Below are 12,831 nucleotides of genomic sequence, written 5' to 3' on the forward strand. Positions count from 1 at the left end.
CAGTTCGCACCACTCTCATCTCCCGTTCTCGACGCGCTTGGCTCAGCTCCCGCGAGATGTCAGAGGTGATACCTACCATTGCGATATGCCAAGATCAGCCGCCTACCTCCTCGTATCCACCACCGGGCTGCCGGTAGACCAGCGGCGCGACGCCATCGCCACCACGGGGACCATCACCCCAGATAAAGCGTTCACCGACACCGCCTCGGGCCGCGCTGGGTCCGCCCGGCCAGGCTCGATCGAGTGCCTGAACTGGTTGTGTGACGGTGACACGCTGGTGGTCGTCGCCGTGGACCAGTTGCGCCGGTCAATCGGGGAGGTCGCCCAGCCAATGCACGACCTCTCCGGGCGCAAGGTTGCCGCGCCCTCGCTCCGCGAGGAAGTGGACGTCTCCAGGTCGGACCGCCGGGCGATGGCGCTCCGAGCACTGCGTCGGGCTCGGGAAGCCGCGTGACCGAAGTGACACAGCAGGCAGGCCCAAATCTACTGTCTCGTGGGACGTTCCGCGAGAACCTCAATAAATTCAGCCTGCTCTGGCGCGAGAAGATCGATGCCTGGGACGACGCCGAGCGGGGACACTCCGAGTCATCGCACGCGCAGACCTTCTGGTCTGGACTGCTGCGCTGCTTCGACATCATTCCCGAGCGGATCAACCTGTTCGAGAAGGACGCGGTGCGTGCCTCGACCGGTGGTAGCGGCAGCATCGACGTGTTCCAGTCCGGGGTGTTCCTCGGCGAAGCTAAGTCGGTGGGCAAGGACCTCGACGCTGCCTACGAGCAGGCGCTGGACTACCTCAAGGGCGGCAGTATCGCTCAGCACGAGTGGCCGAAATTCGTCATCGTCACCGACTTCGAGCGGGTCCGCGTGGTGCAGCAGACCCCCGGCGGGTTCGATATCACCATCCCGCTGGGCGAACTCGCCGATCACGTTGACCAGCTGATCTTTCTCGCCGGGAAGGAGGTCGTCACTCCGCAGGAGGAGAGAGACGCCTCCATCGACGCGGCGAAGATCATGGCTCGGCTCTATGAAGCAATGACCGGCACCAGCGCCGACGACCCGGTAGGAGAGGAGGCCGCAGACGACCCGGGAGAAGAAGACCCCAAGGTGCAGCAAGCGTCGGTATTCCTCACCCGAGTGCTGTTCCTGCTCTATGGAGACGACGCCGGACTCTGGCGCGAAGACCTGTTCTACGAATTCATCTTGAACTACACGCGCGAGGACGGCAGCGACCTCGGTGGGCAGCTCCATACCCTCTTCGACACTCTCAACACCGAGGAGGACAGGCGGTCTCCTCACACCCCGGACATGATCGCGCGCTTCCCGTATGTCAACGGAAGCCTGTTCACCGATTACAACCCGACCGAATACTTCGACGCCGAGATGCGCGAGGCCCTGCTGGACGCCTGCCGGTTCCGGTGGACCCGCATCAGTCCCGCGGTGTTCGGGTCGATGTTCCAGCTGGTGAAATCCAAGGAGGCCCGCCGCGCCGCTGGGGAGCACTACACCTCCGAGAAGAACATCCTCAAGACCATCGGACCGCTGTTCCTCGACGGCCTACGCGCCGAGGCTGACCGGCTGATCCGCAATGCCTCCACCACGGTCAAAGCGCTGCGGGAGTTTCGAGACAGCCTCGCCACACAGATTTTCCTCGACCCTGCCTGCGGCTGCGGCAACTTCCTCGTCGTCGCCTACCGGGAGTTACGCCGGATCGAAACCGACATCATTGTGGAAATTCGTAAGCGTGAAGGCGAGCACGGAGCTTCGCTTGACGCGACGCTGGAGACCAAGCTAACCATCGGCCAGTTTCACGGCATCGAAATCCATTGGTGGCCCGCCAAGATTGCCGAGACCGCGATGTTCCTGGTGGACCACCACGCCAACCGGGAACTTGCGGCTGCCATCGGACAGGCTCCTGGCCGACTCCCGATCAAGATCACAGCCCACATTCACCACACCAATGCGTTACAGCTCGAATGGAAGACCGTGATCCCGGCGGCGGGCGGCACCACCTACATCTTCGGCAATCCACCGTTCGTGGGGCAGTACACAAAACGAGCTGAGCAGACCGCGGACATGAGAGCCGTGTGGGGAGATGACTACGACGGCTATCTCGACTACGTCACAGCGTGGCATGCCCAGGCGATGAATTTCTACGCAGATGGCCGCGCTGGCGAGTTCGCATACGTGACGACCAATTCAGTCACTCAGGGACAGCCCGTCCCCGCATTGTTCGGACCACTGACGCGAGAAGGTTGGTGTATCAAATTCGCCCATCGCACCTTCGCGTGGGACTCCGAGGCTCCCGGGAAGGCAGCGGTTCACTGTGTCATCGTGGGTTTGACACGAGACGCCGCTGTGAAGCAGTTGCTGTGGGACTACCCGGACGTCAACGGTGATCCGGTGCCGCTACCGGTCAGCACCGGGATCAACGCCTACCTAGTTGACGGGCCTTGGGTGCTTGTCCGGAAGTCCATGGCACCCCTGTCTCCAGCCATTGCCGAAGCAAGTTTCGGGTCTAAGCCGGTCGGCATGGGTTTGATCGTCGAGGCAGAGGACTACGCAGCGGTCGCATCCGATCCAATCGCCAAGAAATACCTCAAGCCCTTCCGCATGGGCGAGGAGCTGATCAACCGTCTCGACCGCTGGTGCTTGTGGTTGGCGACCGATGAATTCGACCCGCAGGACATCACCAAGTCTGAAGTCTTGAAGACTCGGGTGACGGCGGTACGTGCATCACGCGAAGCGAGCAGAAAAGAAGCGACGCGACGCAGTGCCACTACATCTCACCTGTTCCAGGAGAACCATCAGCCCGAAAGCGACTACGTGGGCATCCCGGCAGTCGTCTCCCAGACCCGCGCGTACTATACGGTCGCCTATCTTTCCCCGGACATCATTGCCGGGAACAAGGTCTATACGGCGGCTGACCTCGACGGATTACAGTTCGCCCTGCTGTCCTCCTCGATGTTCATCACCTGGCAGCGGGCGGTCGGGGGACGCCTCAAGTCCGACCTTTCATTCAGCAACACGGTCGTGTGGAACACATTCCCTGTACCGAGCCTTGACACAGCGGTCAGAAGCCGAATCATCAAGTCGGGAAAAGATGTACTCGCCGCCAGGGAGTTGCACCCAGAGCGCAGCCTCGCAGACCACTACAAACCGGGCGCGATGGACCCGGCTCTGGTGAAGGCTCATAACGATCTGGACCGGGCGGTAGACAAGGCATTCGGCGCTTCCCGGCGGCTCACTTCGGAGCGGCAGCGACTGGAGCTTTTGTTCCCGCTTTATCTGAACCTCGTGCAGGATGCCGGGTCGTAGTCCCGATGCTTCAATACCCAGATCGCGCACCATGATGGGAACCACTAATAGTGGCTCGACCTGACGAGACCCAGTACCGTCTGATCTTCTGGAGCGGGGATGCCGGCGCAGCCGAACGCCTCGCCGCCCAGGTTTTGCTGGCGTCGGGGTTCGAAGACCCCGACCCGTCGCATCCGTACGGCGGTCCAGACGGGGGACGCGACGCGGTGTTCACGCGAGACAGTGAACTGTGGGTGATGGCTGTCCATTTCCCTCACGGGACAAAGCTGTTCTCGGAGACCAAGGCCAAGTTCACCGCCGACATCGAGTCGGCGAAGAAGCACAACCCGGCCGGGGTCGCGTTTGTCACTAACCAGGAAATCACGCTAGGTCAACGAGATACGCTCCGCGGACTTGTCCCTGGCTTCGAGGTGCTGATCGTCCACATGGAGCGGATCGCCGCGGTTCTCGACCAACCGCGCATGGCGGGCGTTCGCCAGCAGTTTCTCGGCATCGACCCCGGTCCGGTTCCCCTCAACCTCCGCCTCGAAGTATCTGGGATCGGCTACCTCCCCGTCCATGGAGACGAACTCCGCGAGGTACTTCTGGCCTCCGCGGACGAGCGTGACCGCCAAGCTGCCGCCAGCCGGCGTACTGCGCGACCGGGGCAACAGTCGCACTCGACCATGTTGACACGCATCATGGGCAACGACCCGCCGCCGCGTCCGCCATCCCCGGATGAGGTGGAGCAGTTGATCGTCGAGCGGCGCAACCTGGTCGAGAGAGAGTGGGGACGAATCCGGGATTACGTGATCGGCCTGACACGCCCCGCGCTACATTTCACGATCACGAACACCGCCGAGTCCTTCCTGCATGAACTGCGGGTGGTTATCACGTTCGTCGGTGCGCACGGTGCTGAGAAGCTACAAATCGAGGACTTCGAGTACGAGAAATTGCTCGACCCCGATTACGAACGCCCCCAGTCTATTTACGATCCGCCGAGCTTCGGCAACCTCAAGCTTCGCGGTTATCCGATTGAGTGCCAGAACAAGGACTCAGGGCTGGAGGTCAGGATCACCCTGCCTGAGTTGCCGCCGGGCGAAGCGTTCGAGTGGGCCAGCGATGGCTGCGAGGACGTGGTCCTCCTCTCCCCAACAGATGAACCAGTCGGTGTCACCTGGCTTGCGGTCGCGAAGGGGTACGGCACGCCTTTCATAGGACCCACTGACACAGTGCCCACAGAGGAGCTTTCGACCCTTGACGCGGCGGGAGTGCTGTTCCGCTCGGAAGACGGGGATTAGGCGGTGTCACTAACCTCGCCACCTTGGCACCACAGTTGCCCAAACCGACTGGAACAAGTGTGACCGACAAAGATTTCCACGACCTTACAGATCGACTCGGTCGGGTGTGCGACGCTGCGTCCGGAGATCAGATCGGTAGCGGGCGACTGCAAGCCACCAGAGGGCGAATCGTTCTTGAGTACATGCCTGATGATGAGAGCAGTCCACCGCAGCTTGTGATGCCACCGAGTTCGGTAGCCGAGCAATTGATCTTCGTAGATCGTGACGGGCAGGTTGGTCTCGACGGCTGTAGGTTGCGTCAATCCAGTCGTAGAAGTTTGCTGCCGAGCTGGGTTGAGGTCCAGGCGAACCATGCCATCGAGCTGCGCCATCGCGGCCGTGACTTCGCCTTGGTCAACAACGTACGTACCGAGATCGCGGGCCTGGCAGCGTGGGAGACGATCATCACGCCGGTCGTCTCTACAATTCATTACAGCGACGACAACAACCTCTTGACAGGCGTGACTTACGAAGCAAAAGCAGGTGCTCCCAAGGAAATCGGGACGAGTAACGGTTTACGGTTCGTACCATATTTCAGCACCCACTCCTCGCGGAATTCCTCCGTAGCGCGACACGAGATCATCGAGCGAATGTTCGTCGAGACCCGAGTACAGGGTGATCCGGTGCACTTGAACGAGCATTTGGAGACTCATCGCAAGGTCCAAGAGTTGCTGGTCATCGCGTATGGACGACCATGTGGTCAACAACTGATCTCGGTGTCATCCACCACGAAACCGAAACGCGGTGCACGCACCGGCTCGGTCGTTGGGGACCACTGGCGCGGAGCCATTTCCGCATGGTGCGGACGCGGCAGTGCATCGGACCCGATGGAGCTTCCCAACGAGCACCCCCTGTTCTACTTGGGCGACATCGGGGTGGACGGGATTCGTCGGTGGGCTGAAAAGTCATCCGGTTGGACGCGTATCGTGGGTCCGCTGGTCGTCTGGACCTTCGATCACGGTAGGTCCGTCGAAGTCCAGGTTATTCAGATCGCCGTGGCGCTCGAAGCCCTCGGACACAAGATCGCGGTCCGGCGGGGACGCATCCAGCCGAGCGGAAGTCGCCCGTTTCCCGAGTATCTGGAGCTGATCGGACAGACGCTCCGCTGTGACCCGGCACCGGTGATCAAAGGGAGTATCGAAAACGGGGTGCCCGCACACGACGACTACGCAGCGTGGTCGGCTGACTTCAGCGAGGTGTACCGGCAATCTAAGCACGCTGATCACCCGTTGCCCGACGGGGTGCGCGGTGCGATCGCGGCAAGGTCCGGAGCGCTGCTGTTGCGGATGTGGCTGGCGCAGGAGTTCGGCGTTGATCCCGCGACGATCGACGGGTATGCGCGGCTCTCGTAGAGCAAGGACACGTCAGAGTCACGGTCATCGGTTGCGGCTTCGGTTCCGTGAATCGGTTGTCTCATCGAGGTGCGTACGGTCGCCATCCCCGGTGCCCACCGTCTTGGAGCGTATGAGGGCTGTTTTCGTCCCTCGCGCTCCTCGCGGGCATCGTAAACGCAAGTGCGCCCAGCGGCCTGGGGTCAGGATGTGCGCGGGGTTGTGCCGATCGTCGCACTCAGAGTTGAGCCTTGCGAGAAGCCCGTTCAACAGCCCGCCGTTGCTGACGACTCAACGCTGGCGAAGCAAGCTGTGGCGACCGGTCGCCCTCTGTTCGCGCCCGGGCAAGCGCCTCATGCAAGTCTTCAATCTCGCCGTCTTTCCGACGCAGTTCGCTGCGCAGGTTGACGATTTCCACCTCGCGCGCATCGCTGCAATGTGCGTCGAAGGCCAGTCGTTGGCGTAGTTGCTGGACGTCCTCAACGGCTTGCCGATAAGCGGGGTCGTCGGCCAGGGCCTGTTGTCGGTGCGCCGTCGTGGCGAGCCGATCGACCGCCGCACGCAACTCATCGCCGAGCTTGTCCGCGGTGTATCTGATCACCAGGCTTTCCAAGAGCTGGCGGCACTGGAACTCCGAACTCAAAAACAATCGGGCCAGTACGTCCATCGACGGGACCGGCAACCGCGCGTCGGCATCAGGGCGGTGCGCGCGGGGGACCTCGACAACGCGCACCGCCGCACCGGCATTCTGCGCCGCAACACGTTCAGCAGAGGCCAGCCGGCGGCACCTTGATGAACACCAGACCGGCCGTCTGCCGCGGTTTCGAGGGGGCATGTCGAACTCGGCTCCACACCGTGGACATGTGCGGACCGCGTCGATCCGCGCACCGGTGAGGGCACTGCTGTCAGTCACTGATCCAGCGTCTCACAATAACGACCAGGACGGAATGTTATCTGTCTGTGACCTAAGTGCATGAGGTGTGTGGTGCGAGCAGGAATCTAACGACCAGGTGTTGCTGAACAGGGGAGTTGGTGGGCTGGCCAAACTGGCAGGGGTGGCCGTCGAAGGGCAACTAGGGATTGGCCAACAGCGGAAACCCTGACAATGAGTGGTGCGAAGGCCAGAGGCAAGAAGGCGTGGAAGTAGAGACGACGGCGCCTGAGCGTTGTGGCCGACGGCCGGCAGTGCGACGGTGTTGATCTTCCCAGGCGCGTGTGTAGTCGCGACGGGCTCCAGGCGGTGATCGTCGGTGTGCGAAATCGAGTTGTTCGGTTGACGCCACTGTTTGGATCGCTGCAGCGATTGCGGAGGCCGCGCCCAGCGCCGATCACCGGAACTACGGCGGCTGGGTCGCATCCGGCGGACTGTTTTCGAACTGGCACCACGGGCGGCGACGGTGCACCAGCGCTGTGGCGTTGGCATTGGGCGTCGCGAATTGACCCCGGTGATGCACATCCGGCGCGACGAAGAACCCAGCTGGACGTTGCCCACGATGAACCCACCGCAGCACGAGCGACTGTACGACCCAAGCGGGCGGTTGGGCATCCCGGATTCTGTGTTGACGCCGCCGACAAACCCGCGCGCCGGACGTTCGAACGTTGGCACATCACTGGTGGCCGACGCGAGGCACACTGTCGTGATGACTGATTCCCGTCAGCTGCGGAAGGCCGCTCTCGACCGCAAGATCAAAGCGTGCCGCAAGTGTGTTCACCCCGACCGATTGAATGAGCCTGGCGCGACCGAATCAGCACCCGGGTTCGGCTCAATCGACTCGCATGTTGCGATAGTTGGTGAGGCGCTGTGCCGCGCCTGCATGGAGAAGCAAGAGCCTTTCTATCGTGGTAGTGGGCGCGTCCTCGAGCGCTGCTTCAAGCGAGCCGGGGTCGACAAGACCGATCTGTTCATCACGAACTCAATCCACTGTCACCCACCGGATGATCGTGATCCGTACCCGCACGAGAGTGCGAACTGCTTGCCGTTCCTGCGTGCTGAGCTGCGTGACATCGTTCGGCCACGTTTGGTCATAGGCGTCGGTAAATTCGCGAGGGTAGCGCTGCTGCAGATTTACCCCGAAGCGCGACAACTGACCTGGCCGTTTCGAGTGCCGCGCCCACGTCGCGCTGACCCGCCTGACATCGCATATCTGTTGTTTCCGAAGCACCCGTACTTCATCATGACCCGACCCCCGGACGTCCGCGAAGACTACGAGCGCAGACTGGCTCGTGCGATCGAGTGGGGCTTCACAACGACATGATTGGTCCGATTGACCTGAAGGGGTTCACGGGCTGGGTTCCCTTCGCGCAGTTACCGGAAGCTAACGTGCCGACCAAGCCTGGCGTCTACGTCGTCGTGCGGCCGAGTGACGAGCCGCCGGGATTCCTCGATGTGTCGCCTGCGGGGCATTTCAAGGGAAAGGACCCGACCGTCCCGGTCGGTGGGCTGGCTGCGCTGTGGGTGCCCGGTGAGCGGATCGTCTACATCGGCAAGGCAAATCTCGGCGCTGACGGCAAGCGTCATCTGCGCAAGCGGCTGGATGAGTTTCGCAAGTTTGGTGCCGGCGTGCCGATCGGTCACTCAGGCGGGAGGCGCATCTGGCAGCTCGCCGATCACGATGAACTGCTCGTCGGCTGGCGAGTCACCGACGACGCGGACGCCGCGCAAGCCGAGACGAAGATGCTCGCTGCCTTCCGCGCGCATTACGGACGTCTCCCATTCGCGAACATGCGCGGCTGAGTCACCGCGCGGAGATCCGCGCGACCGCGCCAGCTGATCGCCACCAATCGCTGACTGCGCCGCCACCTCGGGCGTGGGGCTGGTTGAGCCGTCTCGAAGACCGTGTCGGGGCTTGCGAGATTCTGGGCCGCGACGCCGTCACTGGTAATCGGTATCCACTACTGCGCAGTGGGTGCAGCCTAAACGCTTCTCGCGCATGCGATGGTGGGCTATCGTAGACTGAAAGTTGTTGCACTGCAGTGAAAACGAGGCAGAAGTAAAGCAATCCGTGAACAAATAACACAATTCGTGAACAGTTCGAGGTGACGACATGGCCGATGTGATCCAGCTAAAGCCGGATGAGCTACCGGAGGCAGTCGCAGGCTGGCGAGCTGACGTGCCCGGCGCGCTCATCTATCCGTCTCTTCCGCCGGTGTCGAGTGTGGCCGTGGCGGCCGTAGGTGCGGCAATGCAGCCCTGGGAGGCGCACTTCGCCGCCCACGCCGCTGAGCGCGCGACGCTGGCCAGCAAGGTAGTGCAGGCCGCGGCCGTTACCAGGAGCTCCCTGAGTTCGGCAGATGAGTCTGGCGCAGCCGGAATCATCGCGTCGGTAGTGGTCTGATGTACCCGGGCTCCGGCGTGCCGCTGGCTCCACCTACTGGTGTTGCACTGCCGCAGTACTCCGGCGTTGGCCCCCGCTCTGCGGGTAACCGCCGCACGATACGGATCGTGGCGTTCCTCACGGCTGCGTTCGCCCTGGGATTGGCCGGCGGGCTCCTCGGTGCACACATCAGCCCACCGCCTGCCTCGCCCGGTCCGGTGACCACCGCCGAGCCTTCTGCGGATGAAGTGCGCGCGCAGACGATCGATCTCTGCACCCGTTTCGCCGCAGCGTACGCCGCAATTCCCGCACCGCAGACTGCGAGCGCCGACATGATCCCTGCGACCAATTACGTGTCGGACGCCTTGCGCGACAATGCCAATGCGGATCCGGCGGTGCGCGCGGCGGTTGTGGAGTCTCTGCGACTGATGCGCGAGCACAGCGCAGCTCTGAGCCATGAGCCGGTTCGCGGCGCGGTGCAGCCTCCGAACGGGTTTCGGGCTGAACCGGCCAACGCGGCGGACGACCGAGTGTGGGACCGCTGTTATGCGTACGGGGGATGAGCATGGATACCGGCGCTATTGATCTCGCCGCCGCGGTCCGGACGGGCCGGTACCCCAGCGACACTGAACTAACGGCATTGGACGAGCAGTGCGGCGTAGCCGCCCAGCATGCAGCGACCTTGGGCGTGGCGGCAACCCGTGCGGCGCACCACTACCGGCCCCGACTCGCGGATGCACTAAAAGGCGGCACCGGCGACGCGCAGGTCGCCGAGGTGACGGCGCAAGCATCGCGGTGGTGTGCCCACGCCGCCGATCATGAGCTCGCCCGAACTGCGGTAGAGAATGCGCTGGGCGAACTGCGCGGCTTGCGGTGCGATCTCGACCTGCTGATTGAGGCGGCGGAGCCGCAGTACAACGCCGCGCTACGGCTCGGAAATACGACTGCAGCCCAAGGAATTCTGGCAGCGACCCTCGCCGAGGCTGACGGGATGGTGACCGAGCGAAGTGCGACTGCAACCGGCCATATCACCGCAGTGAGCTTTTCGACTGCACCCGCTCCACGGCGACCCAGCACAGACACAAGCATTGGCGGATCAGACACGTCGCGGAAGCACGGAAAGCAATCCGACGACTGCGGAGAGGCTGGCAAGGAAGATGCTGCGGGTGAGCCCGCCGAGGAGTCTGGCGACAGCAGGCGGGACATCAAGGTCGACGCCGCGGCGACGAATGGGGATGCGCAGCCACGCGAGATCAAATCCGACACGGCGCTGACTCAGCCCGGTATGCCGGTGACGCCTACGCAGGCGCGGCCCGCGAGTGGTAGCGGCGGGGGCATGCCAGCTGGTCTCGGGTCTGGCCTGGGCTCGGGAGGGCCTGGTGGCCTGAGCTCCGGCATGGGATCGGGGTTGAATCCTGGCTCGCTGAGCTCGGGTCTCGGGTCGGCGAGCACGTCACCGGCTTCTGCCGGTTCCTCGTTCGGGTCTTCGATGCCGTCGCCGTTAGCTGACGCTGGCGCCGGATTCCAGTCGGGCTTGGCCTCGGGTATGGGTTCGTCTGGTGGAATGGTCTCGCCTTCCCCGGCGATGTCACAGCAGCCGCTGGCACCGTTCTCGTCGCAGCAGCCGATGGTCGCCGCACCGCAGACGACTGGCACCGGCGGCCCGGCCGGTGTGCCCCCGATGGTTCCGGGCGCCTCGCAACCGGCGGGCGCGGCCGGTGGTGGGGGCGGCTTTGGCGCTCCCGGGGGTATGGCTGGCGGCGGGATGATGCCCCCGGCCGGAGCGGTGGCCGCCGGGCAGCCGCTAGCGCCCTACAGTCCGCCCGGGGCGGGTGTGCCAGCTGGTGCGGCAACGGGTCCGGCCGGCGGTGGCGGGCTTGGCGCGGGTCCGGCTGGCGGGCCGGGGTCTGCTCCTGGTGGTGGTCCAACGCCGGTGATGGCTGGTGGCTCAGGGACGTCAGCGGCGATGGCGTCGGCGGCCGGCGCGACGGAGGACACGAACCCGGATGTCGTGACGGCCCAGCTGGTGCTCGCTGGCCTGGTGCGGGGCAGTGAGGCCTCGGAGATGCTGGTGGTGTGGGCGGTCGCGGTCCTGCGGTCGCCCTACGGGTCTCAGATCATGGTGGCCAACAACATGGGCGGTGGCGGGTATCTGCCGTCCAAGGTGTTCCTGCCGACTACCGCACACCTGGCGGTGAGTGATCCGGCGCTGCCGATCGGTTGGGCTGCGGATTGGATGGGCTGTCAGCGGCCGTCGAAGATTCTGGCGGACCATTTCGCTCGACTTCGTAAATTGATTGCGGGCGTCTCTGTCTCGGCCATGGTGACCACCGAGTTGTGGCCGGAGCCGCCTGGGTGCGGTGGGGATTTCATGCCGATGCAGCACAGGGATGTTCTTGGGATGCTCAGTCGGGTACCACGACTCGATGGCGGGTATCGGCACCGGCTGGCGGTGCTCGATCAGGGCCTGGCTCAGCGGGTAGACGCGCTGGATCGCGGTGGCGATGTCTCGGCTTGGGCAGCGGCCACGCTGACCGGCACAGTCTTCAAGGAGGCCGCCAAGCCCGACGGCACCGGCTCGGCACTGGTGCAAGCCGCTGACGCTGACATACTCCAGGCGGTCAACGACGGTACGGCCGATGCGGAGGGGTGGGCGGCCTACGACCGTGCTGCAGAGCAGCGGGACAACGGTGCTGCCCTGTGGCCCGATACCCACGCGCCTCGGGACAACGACGGCTCGGACGCGGCTCGGGCGGCGATCCTGTGGTACCAGCACTACTACCGGGCCGGGCGGATGATCGAGCTTGTCCGGTGCTGGAAGACTCGCCCGGCTCGGCTTGCTGAAGTCGTGTATTGCGCGATCACTGCCGGTTTCGGTTCCCTGGTGGTCTCCACGCTCGCTGCAATGGAGCACCACCTGGGCGAGCAAAAGGGGGTCGGTGTCGGTGTCTGACGCGATAACGTTCTCGGAGCCGCACGCGCTGTTTGCGGCGGACCTGTTGACCGAATGTGCGTCGACGTTTCTGCAGATGACTCGCGGTCTAGACGTGGAGCTTGAGCTGGCGGCGAGCACGGCCGCTTCGGAGCGACGGGTAGCGGCGGCGCTGCATGCTCAAGGGGATCGCGGCGAGCTGGTGGCGGCTGCGGCCTACGCCGCGTGGATCGGAGACCACATCCGGCAGCAGGCCGTGCGGGTCAGGGCCGCGGATGTTGAAGCGGCAGCGGGATACTGCGATCCGGGCACAGATGAAATGGCACTGCGGCAACGGGAAATTGCTGAGGCACGCGTGGCCGCCGACTCCTTCGCCTCGCTGCACTTGGCTCCTACTCCACGGGCGCGCCCGGGTGAACTGCAAGGCGAGCTGCATCCGGGCATCCTGGCCCAGCTGGAGCGTGCGCGAGAGTGGTGCGATCAGGCGCTTTGGGCGGCATCGGAGTCCAACACCACGGCCATGGAGGCCGTATGCAGTCATCTCCGCGTGCTGCTGTTTTGGGTGTCGGGCCAGTGTCCGGCGCCGTAACGGCCACGTAAATAGCATGTCAGCGAGGGAG

Annotated in this window: 11 protein-coding genes; 10 read left to right on the top strand and 1 reads right to left on the bottom strand. The window is 63.9% G+C overall.

What is annotated here, in order from left to right; translation table 11 throughout:
• The first annotated feature begins 85 nt into the window (after window positions 1–85).
• The 4 genes from ACZYY4_RS14990 to ACZYY4_RS15005 are packed head-to-tail and all read left to right on the top strand — an operon-like array spanning window position 86 to window position 5,986.
• A complete protein-coding gene (locus ACZYY4_RS14990) occupies window positions 86–454 on the top strand; it encodes a recombinase family protein (protein ID WP_463810779.1) in 369 nt (122 codons plus the stop codon).
• Window positions 451–3,315 carry a DNA methyltransferase gene (locus tag ACZYY4_RS14995; RefSeq protein ID WP_463810780.1) on the top strand — a complete coding sequence of 955 codons (2,865 nt, stop codon included), beginning with the start codon at window positions 451–453 and terminating at the stop codon, window positions 3,313–3,315. The genes ACZYY4_RS14990 and ACZYY4_RS14995 overlap by 4 nt, the downstream gene beginning before the upstream one ends.
• A 50-nt stretch (window positions 3,316–3,365) precedes the next feature.
• Entirely contained in the window at window positions 3,366–4,595 is a 1,230-nt protein-coding gene (locus ACZYY4_RS15000) for a hypothetical protein (protein ID WP_463810781.1), read from the top strand.
• Window positions 4,596–4,654: 59 nt separating this feature from the next.
• Window positions 4,655–5,986 (top strand): ApeA N-terminal domain 1-containing protein, encoded by a 1,332-nt coding sequence (locus ACZYY4_RS15005; protein ID WP_463810782.1) that lies wholly within the window; start codon window positions 4,655–4,657, stop codon window positions 5,984–5,986.
• Window positions 5,987–6,203: 217 nt separating this feature from the next.
• On the opposite strand, the gene ACZYY4_RS15010 is transcribed toward ACZYY4_RS15005, so the two are convergent.
• Window positions 6,204–6,698 carry a septation ring formation regulator EzrA gene (locus ACZYY4_RS15010; protein ID WP_463810783.1) on the bottom strand — a complete coding sequence of 165 codons (495 nt, stop codon included), beginning with the start codon at window positions 6,696–6,698 and terminating at the stop codon, window positions 6,204–6,206.
• A gap of 907 nt (window positions 6,699–7,605) precedes the next feature.
• Between ACZYY4_RS15010 and ACZYY4_RS15015 the strand changes: the two genes are divergently transcribed.
• The 6 genes from ACZYY4_RS15015 (at window position 7,606) to ACZYY4_RS15040 (ending at window position 12,800) form a co-directional block, all read left to right on the top strand.
• Entirely contained in the window at window positions 7,606–8,220 is a 615-nt protein-coding gene (locus tag ACZYY4_RS15015) for a uracil-DNA glycosylase family protein (RefSeq protein ID WP_463810784.1), read from the top strand.
• Entirely contained in the window at window positions 8,217–8,699 is a 483-nt protein-coding gene (locus ACZYY4_RS15020) for a hypothetical protein (protein ID WP_463810785.1), read from the top strand. The genes ACZYY4_RS15015 and ACZYY4_RS15020 overlap by 4 nt, the downstream gene beginning before the upstream one ends.
• 310 nt (window positions 8,700–9,009) lie before the next feature.
• A complete protein-coding gene (locus ACZYY4_RS15025; RefSeq protein ID WP_463810786.1) occupies window positions 9,010–9,300 on the top strand; it encodes a hypothetical protein in 291 nt (96 codons plus the stop codon).
• 107 nt (window positions 9,301–9,407) lie between these two features.
• Complete coding sequence (locus tag ACZYY4_RS15030) at window positions 9,408–9,842, top strand: hypothetical protein (protein WP_463810787.1); 435 nt, start codon at window positions 9,408–9,410, stop codon at window positions 9,840–9,842.
• Between the two features lie 1,001 nt (window positions 9,843–10,843).
• Entirely contained in the window at window positions 10,844–12,232 is a 1,389-nt protein-coding gene (locus ACZYY4_RS15035) for a hypothetical protein (protein WP_463810789.1), read from the top strand.
• On the top strand, window positions 12,219–12,800 hold the full coding sequence (locus tag ACZYY4_RS15040) for a hypothetical protein (protein ID WP_463810790.1): 582 nt from the start codon (window positions 12,219–12,221) through the stop codon (window positions 12,798–12,800). Before ACZYY4_RS15035 ends, ACZYY4_RS15040 begins: the two co-directional genes overlap by 14 nt.
• Window positions 12,801–12,831: the final 31 nt, after the last annotated feature.

Source organism: Mycobacterium sp. IDUB_21 (assembly GCF_055419425.1).

Coding starts and splice junctions, on each gene's coding strand:
- ACZYY4_RS15015 (WP_463810784.1), top strand. CDS start 7,606: ATGACTGATTCCCGTCAGCTGCGGAAGGCCGCTCTCGACCGCAAGATC.
- ACZYY4_RS15020 (WP_463810785.1), top strand. CDS start 8,217: ATGATTGGTCCGATTGACCTGAAGGGGTTCACGGGCTGGGTTCCCTTC.
- ACZYY4_RS14990 (WP_463810779.1), top strand. CDS start 86: ATGCCAAGATCAGCCGCCTACCTCCTCGTATCCACCACCGGGCTGCCG.
- ACZYY4_RS15035 (WP_463810789.1), top strand. CDS start 10,844: ATGGTCTCGCCTTCCCCGGCGATGTCACAGCAGCCGCTGGCACCGTTC.
- ACZYY4_RS15025 (WP_463810786.1), top strand. CDS start 9,010: ATGGCCGATGTGATCCAGCTAAAGCCGGATGAGCTACCGGAGGCAGTC.